This window comes from Haloterrigena salifodinae (genome assembly GCF_003977755.1).
Classification (GTDB): Archaea; Halobacteriota; Halobacteria; order Halobacteriales; family Natrialbaceae; genus Haloterrigena; species Haloterrigena salifodinae.
On record NZ_RQWN01000002.1, the window covers coordinates 21389 to 38013 of the forward strand.

At 62.5% G+C, this 16625-nt stretch carries 14 protein-coding genes and 1 pseudogene; 10 read left to right on the forward strand and 5 right to left on the reverse strand.

Annotated elements, in window-relative coordinates; genetic code table 11:
• Positions 1 to 45 precede the first annotated feature (45 nt).
• Positions 46 to 1143 carry a GNAT family N-acetyltransferase gene (locus EH209_RS08865; protein ID WP_126662569.1) on the reverse strand — a complete coding sequence of 366 codons (1098 nt, stop codon included), beginning with the start codon at positions 1141 to 1143 and terminating at the stop codon, positions 46 to 48.
• Positions 1144 to 1152: 9 nt separating this feature from the next.
• Positions 1153 to 2100 (reverse strand): polysaccharide deacetylase family protein, encoded by a 948-nt coding sequence (locus tag EH209_RS08870; protein WP_126662570.1) that lies wholly within the window; start codon positions 2098 to 2100, stop codon positions 1153 to 1155.
• 541 nt (positions 2101 to 2641) lie between these two features.
• Here EH209_RS08870 and EH209_RS08875 point away from each other — a divergent pair.
• From EH209_RS08875 to EH209_RS24400, 5 genes and pseudogenes are all read left to right on the forward strand, one after another.
• Positions 2642 to 5716 carry an FAD-binding and (Fe-S)-binding domain-containing protein gene (locus EH209_RS08875; protein ID WP_126662571.1) on the forward strand — a complete coding sequence of 1025 codons (3075 nt, stop codon included), beginning with the start codon at positions 2642 to 2644 and terminating at the stop codon, positions 5714 to 5716.
• Between the two features lie 743 nt (positions 5717 to 6459).
• Complete coding sequence (locus EH209_RS08880; protein ID WP_126662572.1) at positions 6460 to 7713, forward strand: Cdc6/Cdc18 family protein; 1254 nt, start codon at positions 6460 to 6462, stop codon at positions 7711 to 7713.
• Between the two features lie 1366 nt (positions 7714 to 9079).
• The gene (locus tag EH209_RS24950) at positions 9080 to 9211 is read left to right on the forward strand and encodes a hypothetical protein (protein WP_267878312.1); all 132 of its coding nucleotides are present in this window, start codon (positions 9080 to 9082) and stop codon (positions 9209 to 9211) included.
• A 3-nt stretch (positions 9212 to 9214) separates the two neighbouring features.
• Positions 9215 to 9346 (forward strand): hypothetical protein, encoded by a 132-nt coding sequence (locus EH209_RS24955; RefSeq protein ID WP_282957088.1) that lies wholly within the window; start codon positions 9215 to 9217, stop codon positions 9344 to 9346.
• Between the two features lie 27 nt (positions 9347 to 9373).
• Positions 9374 to 9574, forward strand: a pseudogene (locus EH209_RS24400) (helix-turn-helix transcriptional regulator).
• 35 nt (positions 9575 to 9609) lie between these two features.
• On the opposite strand, the gene ahbB reads toward EH209_RS24400, so the two are convergent.
• Positions 9610 to 10650: a siroheme decarboxylase subunit beta gene (ahbB, locus tag EH209_RS08890; RefSeq protein WP_126662573.1), complete on the reverse strand. Its 1041-nt coding sequence runs from the start codon at positions 10648 to 10650 to the stop codon at positions 9610 to 9612.
• A 142-nt stretch (positions 10651 to 10792) separates the two neighbouring features.
• Between ahbB and EH209_RS08895 the strand changes: the two genes are divergently transcribed.
• The 4 genes from EH209_RS08895 (at position 10793) to EH209_RS08910 (ending at position 14369) form a co-directional block, all read left to right on the forward strand.
• Positions 10793 to 11554: a GNAT family N-acetyltransferase gene (locus tag EH209_RS08895; protein WP_126662574.1), complete on the forward strand. Its 762-nt coding sequence runs from the start codon at positions 10793 to 10795 to the stop codon at positions 11552 to 11554.
• A gap of 139 nt (positions 11555 to 11693) precedes the next feature.
• Complete coding sequence (locus EH209_RS08900) at positions 11694 to 12761, forward strand: anthranilate phosphoribosyltransferase (protein WP_126662575.1); 1068 nt, start codon at positions 11694 to 11696, stop codon at positions 12759 to 12761.
• 249 nt (positions 12762 to 13010) lie between these two features.
• Positions 13011 to 13769 (forward strand): SDR family NAD(P)-dependent oxidoreductase, encoded by a 759-nt coding sequence (locus EH209_RS08905; protein ID WP_126662576.1) that lies wholly within the window; start codon positions 13011 to 13013, stop codon positions 13767 to 13769.
• A gap of 99 nt (positions 13770 to 13868) precedes the next feature.
• Positions 13869 to 14369, forward strand: coding sequence for a small multi-drug export protein (locus tag EH209_RS08910; RefSeq protein ID WP_126662577.1), 501 nt, complete (start codon positions 13869 to 13871; stop codon positions 14367 to 14369).
• Positions 14370 to 14398: 29 nt separating this feature from the next.
• Here the strand turns inward: EH209_RS08910 and EH209_RS08915 are convergent, their stop codons facing one another.
• Together EH209_RS08915 and EH209_RS08920 are read right to left on the reverse strand one after the other, a co-directional pair.
• Positions 14399 to 15376, reverse strand: a complete 978-nt coding sequence (locus EH209_RS08915; RefSeq protein ID WP_126662578.1) for a succinylglutamate desuccinylase/aspartoacylase family protein — start codon at positions 15374 to 15376, stop codon at positions 14399 to 14401.
• 163 nt (positions 15377 to 15539) lie between these two features.
• On the reverse strand, positions 15540 to 15878 hold the full coding sequence (locus EH209_RS08920) for a hypothetical protein (RefSeq protein ID WP_126662579.1): 339 nt from the start codon (positions 15876 to 15878) through the stop codon (positions 15540 to 15542).
• Between the two features lie 205 nt (positions 15879 to 16083).
• Between EH209_RS08920 and EH209_RS08925 the strand changes: the two genes are divergently transcribed.
• Positions 16084 to 16602 carry a peptidylprolyl isomerase gene (locus EH209_RS08925; protein ID WP_126662580.1) on the forward strand — a complete coding sequence of 173 codons (519 nt, stop codon included), beginning with the start codon at positions 16084 to 16086 and terminating at the stop codon, positions 16600 to 16602.
• Positions 16603 to 16625: the final 23 nt, after the last annotated feature.

Below are 16625 nucleotides of genomic sequence, written 5' to 3' on the forward strand. Positions count from 1 at the left end.
TCGGTGATCGAACGTACGAACGCGGTCACCGAAAACGAGGGTTCCTCACCCGCTATCGACCTCGCAGAACGCGAGTCGCCAGTTCGCGCTGTCCGCGAGCTGGGCTCCGGACAGCGTCCAGTCAAGCGGCGGTGTCCCGGCCGGTCTGACGACGTGCGTCGATGGCGAGGTTCCCCACTTCAGGGGCGCTCGCTGGTCGCTGTGAAAGCCCCGCGACCGCAACACTGACCGGGGGACTACCGACCCGGGAGCAGCGATGACGTCCGCATCGCCGGTTTCTCGAAGCACCGCGTCGAGAAGTGCAGCCAGTGTTGCCTGCCGAGACGGGGACGAACTCGTCCCCGCTGCGAGTGGGAGGACGTCGAGGATTCGGACGACCGTCGGACCGCTCGTTCGGTCCCGACGACCGTAGACGACCGCTGCGATGGGCGCTCCGTCCCGCGTTGCAACGATCGTGCGGTACGTCCAGAGCGGATTCGCGAACCGCCACTCGTAGAACGTTTCGTCGCGAGCGACGTGAAATTCCGGGATTGTCTCGGACGAAGCCAGCGTCGCGAGCAGCGAGGACGGCACGCGATCGTACCGCGAAAGTTCGACCGCATTGGTCGAATCGGCAAATCGATCCCGGATCGAGACGTATCCGCTCGCCAGCGATCGAGCGATCGGCTCGACCGGCTCGAGTTGGGGGAGCCACGCGGTCGGGTTTTGGATTCGGTAGTACGTCTCTCGCTCGCTCGCGACCCGCCAGCCGAGTTTGAGATTCCCCGGAAGTGAGCGGTGGTTTGGGAAGTTGAAGAACAGATCCGCGTCGTCGTATCTGTCGATCGCCCGCTCGGTCAGCCGCGTGAATAGTCCCCGACGCTGGTGCTCGGGACGGACCATCGAATCGCACGGCTGGAAAGCGCTGAACTCGTCGTCGCCCGCGGCGAGGCGGAGCGGGAAGAACGCCCGCGCGCCGACGAGTTCGTCGTCTCGCTGTGCAACCAGGATCGGAACGTGGTTGACGTACGGATTCCGTTCGTACTTCCACGTGAACCAGTCGTTGCCCATTTGCCCGCCCAGTACGTCGGCGAACAGGTCGAGAAACGCGTCCCTATCGGCCGATTCGTACTGTCGGATCTCGTACGGGTCCGAATTGGTCATCGATAGACGTTAGTTGTTCTCGAATGTAGATCCCGGTTGACTCTCGTTTCGCACCCTGTCTGCGACCTCGGCCATAGTTTCGACGCGTAGGCCGTCCGTGCTTCGACGACGGTCGATGTATCCCGCAATCGATTGAAGCCGTTGGTAGTGCGCCGGCGTTCGGAGGTTATGGGGGTGAAGCCACATGTGCAACACGCCGTCCGTTTGGGCAACGCGGTCGATCCCGGATTTCACTTGTTTGACTACCGGATCCTCACCGAACGCGGAAAACAGTTTTCTATACTTCGCTTCGAAGTTGAACAGGTAGATCGACGCCGGCACGTTGACCAAGCCGTGGTCGTCGACGTACGGGTTGACGATCGGCGGCGCCGGTTTTCCGACCGCCGCGCTCGATATCTTCGTTATCTGTCGCATCAGCGTACTCTGCGAGTCGCGGAGCGGGTTCGTACCGCGATAACAGTCGAAACCGTGTGCCGCGAGCGTGTCCCGGTGTCGGATCCTGTTGACAGGGAAGACGAACGATGACAGGTCGTGGCCGCGGCGCGACGCGGCATGAGCGCAGTTTTCGATCTCTCGAGTTGCGAACGCTTCGTTCATTCGATCGTGGTCGAAGTGAACGTGCGTGAACCCGTGACCGGCGATTTCGTGGTCGATATCGGCGGTCGCGATTTCGTCGACGAGTTCGGCCCCGTACCAGATATCGGTCGCGGGGAGGTCTTCGATCGATTTCTGGCAGCATCGCTCGCCGGCGGGGTGGTTCCGGTGTCTGTCAGTACACGAGCGCAAGAATAGGTGCCCGGTAACCGCCCATGTCGCCGGAATTTCGAACGCGTCGAATAGCTCTCGGAGGCGACGCCAGTTCTGGCGCGTGTTGCGAAGAAACGTCTCCGACACAGATTCGTCGTGGTGAAATCCCCAGCCGACTTCTGCATCGAGGGAAATGACGACCGATCCCATCTGATTACGTGCGCGATCCGTGCGCGATCGCCGATCGAAACCGAACTTGCGTCGTCTGATTGGAGTCGGACCGGATCCGTCGTGTAATTGATACGGAGTTCTGGCAATTCATGTCAAGTGAGTCATCGAGATTCTCGCCCATATTTTCCCGGATATTAAATTCGGTTGTCGCAGTTACACAGATACTTAGCGTCTAAATTGGATTGCTGTAGAGAAAGTCAACCAGAAGTGATCGAACCGCGTACCGTTTGTCGAACTCATAAACGAGAATCGCGGCCATCGTTCAGACCGCATCGCTCTCGTACGGTTGGGTGGCGGTGACCGGCCGAACGACGGGTTGACGATGCGATGATCACCGTAATCAGCGTCAGTTGCTCGTGGATCAAGTATTCCTGGCGACACCGCGGGCCAACGTTTTGGCTTTGAAACAGTTAACTACCGCAGATATCGCCGCTGATTTCGGACGCTTCGGAACGGACCATTCGAGAGCGGGGTTTTCCCGAGGGATGATCACTTAAGCGCCGCCGGACAATGGTCAACTATGTCACTGGAGTCGAGCGCCGACCCGGCCGCCGATGGACGTGCGAACTACGACTACCGAAGCGACGAGGTCGATCGGCCGGCACTGGTCGACGACCTCGAGCGACTCGTCGACTGTGACGTTCGCGGCGACTCTTACTCCCGAGAACTCTACGCGACCGACGCGAGCGCCTACGAGGTGACGCCGATGGCTGTCGCTTTCCCCGAGTCGACCGCCGACGTCGTCGGGATCGTCGAGTACTGCGCCGAACGGGAGATTCCAGTGCTCCCGCGGGGCGGCGGCACCAGCCTCGCCGGCCAGACGGTCAATCGTGCCGTCGTGTTGGACTTCACGCGACACATGAACGACATCATCGAGATCGATCCCGACGGGCGGACGGCGACGGTCCAGCCCGGGACGATTCTCGGGACGCTGAACGAGGCCCTCGCGCCCCACGACCTCAAGTTCGCGCCCGACCCCGCGTGGGGCGACAAGAGCGCCATCGGCGGCGCGATCGGCAACAACTCGACGGGCTCGCACTCGCTGAAGTACGGGAAAACCGACGCGTACCTTGAGGAAGTCGAGGCGGTTCTCGCCGACGGCACCGTGACGACCTTCGGCGAGGTCACCCTCGATGAGGTCGCCGACCGCGCCGACCCCGAGGGCGATCTCGAGGAGCGCATTTACGCGGAAGTCGGTCGGATCCTCGACGAGGAGGCCGATCTGATCGAGGAGACGTATCCCGACCTGAAGCGCAACGTCTCCGGATACAATCTCGATCGACTCGTTGCGGAGGCTCGCGGGAGCGAACTGCCGGGCGGCGAGGACACCGGCGAGCCCGGCACCGTCAACCTCGCGCGGCTGCTGGCCGGCAGCGAGGGGACGCTGGCGATCGTCACCGAAGCGACCGTCTCGCTCGAGTCCGTCCCCGAGACGAAGGCCGTCACCCTCCTGTGCTATCCGGACCTCCACGAGGCGATGCAAGACGTCGAACCGATCCTCGCACACGACCCCGCCGCGGTCGAGGTGCTCGACGACGTTCTGATCGACCTCGCGCGCGACACCGCGGAGTTCGGGCCGGTCACCGAAATGCTCCCCGAGGGGACCAACGCCGTGTTGCTGGTCGAGTTCTACGCCGAGGACGCCGACCACGGCAAGGAGCAGGTCGCGGGCCTGCTTGCCGATCGCCTGCCGTCGGCGACGCCCGCCGGCGAGCCGGCTTCGGACGCTCCGCGTTCCAACGCGGAGACGCTCGCCCTCGAGGCCCTCGAGGCCTACGAAAAAGAGGAACGCGCCCAGCTCTGGAAGCTCCGCAAGTCCGGGCTCCCGATCTTGCTCTCGCGGACGACCGACGAGAAGCACATCTCCTTCATCGAGGACACCGCGATTCCGCCCGAGAACTTGCCGACCTTCGTCGAGGAGTTCGAGGCGATCCTCGAGGCGCACGACACCTACGCCAGCTTCTACGCCCACGCGGGGCCGGGCGTGCTCCACGTGCGGCCGCTCGTGAACACGAAGACCGAGGTCGGCCTCGAGCAGTTACACGGGATCGCCGACGACGTGACCGATCTCGTCGTCGAGTTAGGGGGATCGGTCTCGGGCGAGCACGGCGACGGTCGCGCTCGCACCCAGTGGAATCACAAACTCTACGGCGACGAACTCTGGCAGACATTCCAGGACCTCAAGACCGCCTTCGATCCCAACTGGCTCCTGAATCCGGGCCAGGTCGTCTTCCGCGACGACGATCCGACCGACCTGCGCGAGCACCTGCGGTTCAACCCCGACTACGAGTTCGAGGCCGGCTTCGAGCCCGCCCTCGAGTGGGAGAACGACAATGGTATACAGGGAATGGTCGAGCTCTGTCACGGCTGCGGCGGCTGTCGGGGCGAACAGGAGACCACCGGCGGCGTGATGTGTCCGACCTACCGGGCGAGTCGCGAGGAGATCACCGCCACCCGTGGCCGGGCGAACGCGCTCCGGCAGGCCATGAGCGGCAACCTAGAGCCAGAGGAGGCCTTCTCCGATGAGTTCGTCGAGGAAGTGATGGGGCTCTGTATCGGCTGCAAGGGCTGTGCCATCGACTGCCCGAGCGAGGTCGACATGGCGAAGCTCAAGGCCGAAGTCACCCACGAGTACCACCAGCGCAACGGCGCGACGCTGCGGGATCGGCTCTTCGCCAACGTCGCCACCCTCTCGAAGTGGGGCTCCCAACTCGCACCGCTCTCGAACGCCCTACCGAAACTGCCGGGCGCCAGGAAAGCCCTCGAGGCGACCGTCGGCATCGCGTCCGATCGCCCGCTGCCGACGTTCCGCGCGACGACGTTTCGGGACTGGTTCGACTGGCGCGGCGGCGCGCGGATCAGCGAGCAGGACGCCGATCGGAGCGTCGTCCTCTATCCCGACACGTACACCAACTACAGCCATCCCGAAGCGGGGAAAGCCGCCGTCCGCGTCCTCGAGGCTGCGAACGTCCACGTGGCGGTTCCCGACGAACTGGGAGATACGGGTCGGCCGGCGTTCTCGAAGGGCTTCCTCGAGAAGGCCCGCGAAACGGCGCGCGAGAACGTCTCGAAGCTCGCGCCGCTCGTGGAGGAGGGACGTGACGTCGTCGTCATCGAACCCTCCGACGCGGTCATGTTCCAGCTGGATTACCTCGATCTGCTCTCCGACGAGCGCGCCGAGCGGGTCGCGGCCGCGACCTACGGCGTCTGCGAGTACATCGATTCGTTCCGGCTGGACGAGACGATCGCGTTCGATTCCGACGGGGCCGACGAGTCGTTGATCTACCACGGCCACTGCCACCAGAAGGCCGTCGCCAAGGACCACCACGCGGTCGGCGTCCTGCGCCGGGCGGGCTACGCCGCCGACCCGCTCGATTCCGGCTGCTGCGGGATGGCCGGCTCGTTCGGCTACGAGGCCGAACACGCCTCGATGAGCGACGGAATCGGCGAAATCCTGTACGAACAGGTCGACGCGAGCAAGGGCGACCGTGTCGTCGCCCCCGGGGCGTCGTGTCGCACGCAACTCGAGCATCGACCCGGCGCCGACGAGAACCCGCCGACGCCGATCGAACTCGTCGCCGAAGCGCTCGAGTAACGACACGCCAGTTTTCTGTTACCCTTCATCTCTCCCTCCACTCCCCTTCCTTACTCCCGTTCTCTCTATTCTTGTCCTCCCGCATTCCTCTTTCACTATCCTCATTCCTATCCCATTCTTGATGATACTCCCACACCCCAGGTGTCGAGTGTAGATGCGCGAAAGCGAGCGCTAGAGTCCGTATCTGGACAGAGTGTGAATAGACGGTGGTGCCAAGATCCTCGTGGTGGCAAATATAGTATATTAGAATAAAAAGTTTTATGTGGAATCAATGAAAACCAGATCCGTACTGGACTATCTAACGGTCGAACTACTGTTCGAACGGACGAACCGTTCGATCTTACTTCTCACCGAAATATCTCGCTCGTTACGCCCTGATTTAGCAATCTATACTGCCTCCTCTATTTCTAACACCCTTCTTTAGATCATTTACCGGTCGTTTTCGGCGATCTACATTCGACACCTGGGGTGTGGGCCTACTCGAGTACGGTCCTCCGTTACACCGAATTCGTCCTCGAACGCCCTTCGCGACTCCGTTCGATACTCCTCTCGTCCGATGGCTGGAACAAGGGGTGAGTTTCGCCGTTTCACGTGTTCCGGTTTCATTCGACGTGAGGACAACCACCATCCGACACAGATCTTCGATAGAATCCCCTTCGCCGCTGATTTCCGACACCTACATCCGACACTCGGTGGCTTCCAATCACTAGTCTATATGTGACCGTCCTCGATAGGTGGTGTGTATGGACGACGGCTCCGGTCACGAAAATGGATCTCTGGAGGATTTCTGGGCGACGGAGGACCCGATCTTTAGCCGCAAGGAACTTCTCGATATCGACCTCGTTCCGAACGAGGACCGGATCATCGGCCGGGACAGCGAAATTCAGAACGTCGCCTCGAGCATTCATCCCGCAGTGAAGGGCCAATCGCCGCGAAACACGCTTATCTACGGGAAAACGGGGACAGGAAAGTCGCTCGTCGCGAAACACGTCACCAGGAGCGCCCAACAGTATTCGGTCGAAAACGGGACCGAGATGGGGCGAGCGTACATCGATTGCACCCAGACGAAGACCGAGACTCGCGTCGTGATCAATCTAGCACAGGAACTGAACGATCCCGAAGAGACCGGCATTAGTATCCCCGTCACCGGACTCTCGACCGACGTCTACTACGAACGCTTCTGGTCGATCCTGGATCAGCTCTACGACGTCGCGATTATCATCCTCGACGAGATCGACAAGCTCCAGGACAACGAGATTCTCATGCAGCTGTCGCGAGCGGGGGAAGCCGGGAAGTTGGACGCCTGTAAGGTAGGGATCATCGCGATCAGTAACAAGATCTCCTTCAAGGAATCGCTCGACGAACGGATTCTCAGCAGTCTCCAGGACCGGGAATTCGTCTTCCCGCCGTACGACGCGAACCAGCTCCGCGAAATCATGTACAACCGGGAGGACGCCTTCAGAGAGGGCGTCCTCTCAGACGACGTCATCCCGCTTTCCGCCGCCTTCGCCGCACAGGAACACGGCGATGCGAGAAAGGCGTTGGACATTCTCCGAAACGCCGGCGAACTGGCGAAGGACGAAGACACCGACGAGGTGACCGAGATCCACGTCCGAAACGCTCGAGAGAAGGCCGATATCGATCGCTTCTCGCAACTCCTCGAGGGACAGCCGACACAGATCAAGGCGTCCGTGTACGCGTTGTCGATACTCGCGGACCGACACAGTGATCGAGAGGAGTTTGCGACCCGCGAAGTATACGAGATGTACAAGTCCATCACCTCGGACAGCGCCCTCGGGATCGAGACGCTCTCGCAGCGCCGAATGAGTGATAAACTCGACGAGCAGGTGTTCCTCGACATTCTCGGACGGACCGAACGAGTCGGCCGCGGATACAGTAGCGGTGTGACTAATTATTACTACCTGCTGGAGGATCCGTCCGTCGTTCAGGCCGTTATCCACAACGACGATCGCTTCTCCGAACTCGAGCAGCAATAGAAACTCGAGCAGCAATAGAAGTAGGTGTCCGATCGGAATTCACTCGACACCTGGGGTCTCGAGTCCGCCGTATACTCGACGTTCGACTCTCCGTGTACTCACCGCTCGACTCTCGGGACCTGATTTCACTCGACACGTGGGGTGTGCGGCAAGTCGGTCCGCGCGGACCGCTGTTCAACGAACGTGTCTCGATACCACATTTCACTCGACACCTGGGGTGGGAGAATTCGAAAATTCCGATGATAGCGTCTCTAGCTCGAGATATAGGGTTATTACACTCGACACCTGGGGTTACTGATTACACTCGACACTTCGGGTTACTGATTACACTCGACACTTCGGGTAGTGACTTCTCCGCGAGCTCGACTTCTCGAATCATGGGATTGCATTTCATTCGACACCTGGGGTGACTACTTCCGATAATTTCACTCGACGCCTGGGGTAGTGGGTTTTACGCACACTCGAGACTCGAGCCCTGAGTCCGACGGAGACGCGATACCCAGAATCTCGAAATCGATTTCACTCGACACTCGGGGTGTCAGATTCCTAAGTGTGTGATAGAAATCCGTTCCACTGCGAAATCGCCCTCGTTTCACTCGACACCTGGGGTGGTGGTACCGCACTGATTTCACTCGACATATGGGGTCGTAGTCCACGACCGGTTTCACTCGACACATGGGGTGGCAGTCCGTGACCGATTTCATTCGACACCTGGGGTGGTAGTCTCGCACTGATTTCACTCGACACCCGGGGTAATAGTCCATGACCGAGACTCGGCTACGAGTCAGGTCATTCGGCGACTGGTCGCCCGTGGATTCGGCGGTCACGCTCGAACGGCTGTTCGCCTCGCTATCGTATTTCATTCGACAGCCGGGGTGTCGAGTTTCGGAGTGGTGACGAGCACTGTTTCTCGCCGTGGAGATATCGGCTGATTTCGATCGATACTCCGGCTGTGAAGGCATAACGGCCGGACATCGTCGATCTCTCGATAGGACGTTTCCGATGAGACGACCGCGTTCGGACGCGACGACTGTCGCTCGTCCGTTCAGTTGATCAGCGAGTACCCCGCCCCGAATGTCGAAGTCGAAGGTTTGTTCGACTCGTTCGAGCGAGTCGCGAATCACGGTGGTCATAACGGGCAGGTGACGGACCCGATCGGGGCCAGTCTCGGCTTCCAGCGTTGCCTCAGGGACCGTTTCAGCCGCTCGACGAGCGGGAGCGACTCGCAGACAATCCTGTCTTCGGCGACGAGTTCCAGACTCGTTCCAACTTGTTGACCCCAAATATTCCGTCCGGCTTCGATCGTCGGATCAGCGAATCCATTCGGCGCACTGAGTCGAGAGTCGGGGACCTCCTCGTATCTCCGATGATACTGATCGTTCGCTTCAACGTCGGTTACTACGGGCGGACGCGCCGCGGTACGGGCGGCGTCGTCGACGAGCGCGACGTCCGGGACCTCGATCCCGCGCTGGCCGTCGTCGGTGTCGTCCTCCGTTGATCGATGGTTGGACTCTACGGCTGGTATGCGGTAAGCGACGCCACCGTTCCGCGGGAGATCGACGGTTTCGCCGCCGTCGGCATCGTCACGGTCTTGTTCGTCCTCGGTGCGACCGAGATTCGTCAGCGTATTTGACGTTCGAGCCCGATACTCGACCGAGCGATGGACAACGAACTCCGGGAACGGCGCGAGGAACACGGCCTCACCCAGCAGGAACTGGCCGACGAAGTCGGCGTGAGTCGCTAGACGATTTACGCGATCGAAAACTCGAAGTACGATCCGTCGCTGACGTTAGCGTTCAAGTTCGCCCGGTGTTTCGACTGTACCGTTGAGGAACTCTTCCATGCGAAGCTAGACGATTGACGGCACCTCGAATCACGAAAACCGTCTTCGTTCGGTCACCGTCCGACCAGATCCTCGTAGCGCGCGCCGGTCTGCTTCAGCGTCTCGGTCGAGTAGAGGCGCTCGTGCTCGACGGGGAGGTACTCCGCGGCCAGTTCGTCGACCTTCGCGTCGACGGCGTCCGAATCGCGGCCGTGGATCATCGTGAACAGGTTGTACGGCCACTCCCACTCGGGCCGACGGGGTCGGTGATAGCAGAGCGTGACGTACGGCAGCCCGCCTGCGCGTTCGCCCCACTCGTCGAGTCGGTCGTCCGGAACGTCCCAGACGACCATGCAGTTCGCGTTGAACCCCGTGATGACGTGGTTGATCACGCAGCCGATCCGCTTGATACAGCCCGTCGAGACGAGCCGTTCGACGCCCTCGAGCACGTCTTCGACGGCGTATCCGATCTCGGCGGCGATGTCGCGGTACGGCGTCGCCGACAGCGGGAACCCGTCCTGGATCGCGAGCAGCAGTTCGGCCTCGAGCGCGGAGAGGTCGCCCGTCGCTTCCTCGCTGATCCGCGTCGCGGAGGAGTCCAGTCGCTCCTCGAGCGATTCTCGCGCGAAGCGATCGCCGTTGACGACGGGGAACTCGAGGTCGATGTAGTAGTCGGTCAGCATCGGCAGGTTGAGCACGGGACAGCCCGTACGCGCCTCGATCTCCGCGAGGATCTCGTCGCGTCGGGCCCGCGAGCCGGCGGTGACGACGAACCACATGTTCCACTCGTGGTCGCGGGCGTAGTTGTGGTTGACCTGCCGGTACTCGTTGATGACGGCCGCGATCTCGTCGAACCGATCCGCGGGCGCCTGCACGGCGGCGAGGGTCGACGAGCCGATTACCGGCGGGTTGAGAACGGCGCCGAACCGCCGGGCGATCCCCGATTCGTGAAGGCGCGTCACGCGTTCGAGCGTCTCGTCCTCGGCGATACCCAGCGCGGCGCCGATAGACCGGAAGGGCCGCTCCTCGACGGGGACGCCGCTCTGGTAGCCGTCGATGATCGCTGCGTCGACGTCGTCGATCCCCTCGCGCCAGTCCCCCGAGAGGGTGCTCATTGCTGTCCCTAGGGAGAACGGCACCGTATTGCTTTCGGGTCCCTGCGGCCGGCGGGAATCAGCCCTCGTATTCGCGAAGATGACTGTCTCTCCTGTGGGACTATTGAAACGGTTATAGCAGTGGTGGACGTTATCATTATCCATGGCACTCACCGAACCGATCGCGATCGAAGGCGACGAGCGAGAACAGATCTACGCGTACGTCGAGACCCACGGCGCGGTCGATCGAGACCGGGCCAGAGAGGCGCTCTTCCCTGAGGATCCGCCGGGTGATCCCCAGTATACGCGAGCGTTCCGCCACAACGTCGCGATCCTGAAACGAGACGGGTATCTCGAGGAGGACGACGACGGAACGTTGCGTATCGCCATCGACGTCGATGACGAGCGCGAGGAGTTCTCGACCGAGGACGTCGACGTCACGATTCGGCCCGCCAGACAGGAGGACCTCTCGGGCATCGTCGGCGCGATGCGACGGCTCGTCGAGGGGATGACCTATATCGAGGCCGAGACCGTCGCCGACGAACTCGACCACGAGAACGTCCTGCTTCGGCACAACGAGTTCGAATCGCGGATGTTCTTCGTCGCGACCGTCGACGACGAGGTCGTCGGCTGGGCCCACCTGCACGTCCCCAACTTAGAGAAGCTTTCTCACACTGCCGAACTCACGGTCGGCGTCTTAGAGGAGTATCGCGGGATGGGGATCGGGAACGAACTGCTCGATCGCGCCCTCGAGTGGGTGCGCTCGCAGGGCCACGAGAAGGTCTATCAGAGCGTCCCCTCGACCAACGAGGCGGCCATCGAGTTCTTCGAGGGCCGAGGGTGGGTCGTCGAGGCCGTCCGGGAGGACCACTACAAACTCGAGGATGAGTACATCGACGAGGTGATGATGGCGATCGAACTGTGATCGCCTGACGGCCGCGGACCGTCGATCCCGCGTCAGACCCGCCCTCGACGGTCCGAGACAGCTTGAAATCGAGACGATTTCGCGGGGGAGCACTACCGGAAACGGGACCCTTTTGCGGGGCCCGTCCGAACGAACGCACATGGCACAGGCATCCCAGGAGTTCGGTGAATGGCCGCTGAAACGCCTGATGACGGACGTCGTCGGCTCCGGTCCCAAGTCCGCCGACGACATGAGTCGCGAGCAAGCCCGCGAGGCGTTCCAGCGGATTCTGGCCGGCGAACCCGACGCGACGACGCTGGGCGCGTTCTGGCTGGCCAACCGCTGGAAGCGCAACAACCCCGAGGAGCTGGCCGGCTACACCGACGTCATGCGCGAGGAGTCGGTCGTCACCGCCGAACCCGAGGCCGATCCGGTCGACTGCGGCGCGAACTACGACGGCAAACACAGTTCGGCCGTCCTCGGCGTCGGCGCCGGCCTCGTGGCCGCCGCCGCGGGCACGCCGGTCGTCGTTCACTCCGGCGACCGCGTCCCGACCCAGAAGGCGACAGCGTACAAACACGTCCTCGACGAACTCGGGATCCGGACCGACCTCGAGCCCGAAGAAAGCGCCAACATGGTCGACGAGACCGGGTTCGGCTTCTACTACCAGCCCGCGTTCAATCCCGGCGTCCACGACCTCTACGACCGGCGCGACCAGATGGGCGTCCGGACGTTCGTCAACACGATCGAAACCGTCGGCAACCCCGCGAACGCCGACGTTCACCTCGGCTCGTTCTACCACCTCGCGTTCGCGAAGAAGCTGACCGATCTCATCCGGGAGAGCGACCACCTCGACTACTCGCGAGCCATCTTCTTCCAGGGAATGGAGGGGTACGACGACATCCGCCCCGGCTACACCAAAGTAGCTGAGTGGAACGACGGTGCGGAGCTCGAGGACTACGAGATCGAGACCGCCGAGTACGGCATGGAGATGGAAAACGAAGACCTCGAGGTCGACGACGTTACCGCTGACTCCGCGACGATCACCGAGGCGGTCCTTGCCGGCGAGCGCGACGACCACTTCGCCGATGCCATCGCCCTCAACGGCGCGTTCCGGATGTACGCCCGCGAGGACGTCGACAGCCTCGAGGACGGCCTCGAGCAGGCCCGCGACGTGATCGCCGACGGCAGCGCCGAAGCGGTGCTCGAGGACCTGCGGGCGTTCTGAGACGCGTCGTCGATTTTGCGACTGACGAGCGCGCGGTCGTCACTGCGTCGGCTGTCAGAGACGCGCTCGTCCGCGAACGAAGCGCCGATTTCCTCGAGTCTCGTTTCCATCAGCGACGCCACCGACTGTTCGATGCCCATACTCTGCAATTACCACTGTTCTAATCTCGGCACATTCTATCGAACACTGGGTCTCTAATCTGCTAAAATAATGAACAAATTTATACCCCCAGCGTCCGATTCCGCGAGTATGCGACTCGAAGACAAAACCGTCGTTATCACGGGTGCGGGCGCGGGGATCGGTCGGGAGACGGCGCTGCGATGCGCCGACGAAGGCGCGCGGGTCATCGTCACTGACGTCGACGTCGAGGGTGGCGAGGAGACCTCCGACCTGATCGCCGAGGCCGGCGGCGAGGCCGAGTTCGCCGAACTCGACGTCACCGACAGCGATCGGTTCCACGACGTCGTCGACACCGTCGCCGAGGACTACGGGCTCGACGTGATGATCAACAACGCCGGCACCGGCCATCCCGGCGGTCCGCTCGAGGACGTCGACGAAGAGGTTCGGGACTTCGTGGTCGACATCAACATCAACGGGGTCTGGAACGGCTGCTCCGCGGCCTTGCCCCACATGAAAGAACAGGGCCAGGGCGCGATCGTCAACGTCGGCTCGCTGGCGAGCGTCCTCGGACTCCCGCATCAGGCCGCCTACGCGACGACCAAGGCCGCCGTGTTGAATCTGACCCGGACCGTCGCGGCGGAGGCCGGCCCCTACGGCGTCCGCGCCAACGCCGTCTGCCCCGGCTTCACGGAGACCCAACTACTCGACGACTATCTGGACCAGCAGGGCGATCCGGAGCAGGCCCGGGAGGCGATGGTCGAGGAATACCCGCTCAAGCGACTCGGCGAACCCGGGGAGATCGCCGACGCGATCCTGTTCCTCGCCAGCGACGAGGCCTCGTTCGTCACCGGCCACGGACTGGTCGTCGACGGCGGCTATTCGGCCTGAGAGACGCTTTCGGATCACCAATCGTACCGAACCGAAACGGCTTTTTCCACCGCGATAACATTTCTCTAGTAACATGTCCGCCCGTCGGACGCGGTCCCCATGACACTCGCTCCAGCACTCGTCGACGTCGGACACGCGCTCGAGGAAGCCACCGGCGTCGGCCGATACCTCCTCGTGTTCGCCCTCGCGATGATTCCGGCGATCGAACCGTTCGTCGTCATCCCGGTCGCGATCGGACTCGGCTTCGATCCGGCCGCCACCGGCGTCGCCGCCTTCGCCGGCAGCGCCACTGCGGTTGGCGCCATCGTGATCGCCCACGAACGACTCACGGCGTGGTGGACCCGCCGCCGAGGCGGCGGCGACCTCGACTCGAGCGATCGGTACGGTCGCGCGCGGCGGCTCTGGAAGCGCTACGGGATCGTCGGGCTCTCGTTCGCCGGTCCGATACTCGCCGGAATCCACCTCACGGCGCTGTTGGCGGTGGTCGTCGGGGAGAACACGCGACTGACCGTCGGTTGGCTCGCAGTCGGCCTCGCGGTCTGGACGGTCGTCCTCGTCGGCGGGTCGACCGCCGGAATCTCGCTGCTGGGGCTCCGCTGAACGGTCATTCCGCGGACTCTGCTAACCGATCACTCCTCGCGGACCAGCGCGACGCTCGCGAGCTGGTCGCCCGCGGTCACGGTCGCCTCTCGGGTGAGCGCGTAGAGAATCCCGTCGCGGTCCGCGACCGCCTCGTGGTGCGGTTCGTACGTCCGCGGATCGTAGACGGTCCCGAGCGGTGTCCCTTCGGTGATAGCCTGTCCGACCTCGAGCCCCGGCTCCGGGCGGAAGAGGCCGGAGCCGTCGGCGGTGACCTGTCCGAGATGGTTGCGCGCGACCGTCTGGTTTCGCTCCGGAACGTCGCCGGGGAGCAACCCCATATACCGGCAGACGCCGAGCAGTCCCTCGACGCCCTCCTCGACGGCGTCCTCGAGGATCTGCTTGTTGTGGGCGAGTTCGGGCGTGACCGAGGGAATCCCCTTCTCGGCGGCGGCGACGCGGAGTTTCCCGGCGAACCCCCGGCGGTGCCACTCCTCGGGGGCCTCGTCGTCGGCCTGCTCGGACAGCAGCAGGTCGGTCCCGAAGGCTTCGGCGAGCGCGCGCGAGCGTTCGTCGCCCTCCCGGTAGACAACGTGGGGGTACATGTCCGGGCTCCCCGTATGGAGGTCGACGATGGCGTCGGCGCGGCTCACCTCCGTCCAGAGCCGCGCGGCCATCTGCTGGTGGAGGCTCCCGTCCTCGTCGCCCGGCCAGATCCGGTTCATGTTCGGGTTGACGCTGTCGAACTCCTCGGGCGTGATGTAGGAGACCAGATCGAAGGTCACCGGGTTCGCGACGGGGACGGCGACGATCGTTCCCGACAGCTCCTCAAGTGGCAGTCGCTCGTGGAACCGCCGGAGCGTCTCGGTCCCGTTGATCTCGCGGCCGTGCTGGGCGGCCTGGACGTACAGTGTCGGTCCGTCTTCGGCGCCACGATACGTGTGGGCCGTCGTCGTCAGTTCGACGCCGGAGGGCATCCTCGCGAGCGTCACCTCCTCGACCGTGTGGGTCCCAGTGGACTGGCTCATGGCCGGCCGTTCCACCTCCGGCGGTATGTAGCTGCGGCCGCCTTTCGCCGACGTCGCTCGAGATGGTGTCTTTGGACTGGTCAGTACAGAAGAAGCAGTTACCCCAGTAGCCGCCGCCATTCGCGGGAACTGTCAAGAGCGGTGTGCTAACTCCAGAGGACACCTACTTCGTGAATTCGTATTCACGAAGCGCTCCAGTCTCGAGATCAACCCGGTATGTCCATCCCCGCCAGTTTCCCGTCCATAGCTCGCCGTCACGCACACGGAGACTCAGATACGGGTTATCTTCGGCGGAACTGTGTAGGCTTTCAGGAATCGTCCACCGTTTAGTTCCTGTCTTGTCGATTCCCACTACGTTTCGATTGTGAGTCTCTTCTGGTGGGATAACAAGTCGAACGACGATTACGCTGTCAAATTCAATAACGTCCCCGATTTCGTAGTCGAAGGCGATCTCAGTAGAGCCAACAGTGAGAATATTATCGTCAACCGACAGGTCTGACATGTATCGTACTTACAATCGACAAACAAAAGATTGCAGTGAAAGAAGACTGCTGGCTGAGACGTTCACTGTGACCCACCGACGGCATCACGGGATCGGTCGGCTGCTCGAGCGATGTAATCGGGCTTTCGACAGCGAAGACTCGCAGTGAGGGGGTGGAGCAACGCAGACCACTACCGTTTTCCGTAGTCCCGCCGTCTCGCTGGACATGGGAGACGTTACTGCCACCCTGCACACGAACCGTGGCGATATCGAAGTCGAACTCTACGACGAGCGCGCGCCGCGGACCGTCGACAACTTCGTCGGTCTCGCGACCGGCGGCAAGACCTGGGAAGACCCCGAGACGGGCGAGGAGGTCGAGGGCGAACCCCTCTACGACGACGTCGCCTTCCACCGCGTCATCGAGGACTTCATGATTCAGGGCGGCGACCCGACCGAGACCGGTCGCGGTGGCCCCGGCTACCAGTTCGACGACGAGTTCCACGACGAACTGCGCCACGACGACGAGGGCATCCTCTCGATGGCAAACTCAGGGCCGAACACCAACGGCTCGCAGTTCTTCATCACGCTCGACGCCCAGCCCCACCTCGACGACCGCCACTCGGTCTTCGGCAAAGTAATCGACGGCATGGACGTCGTCCACGAGATCGGTTCGGTCAACACCGACGCTAACGATCAGCCCCAGGAAGACGTCGTCCTCGAGTCGGTTTCCGTCGACTACGAGTAACCACCGGACTTCGGGGCCGCCAC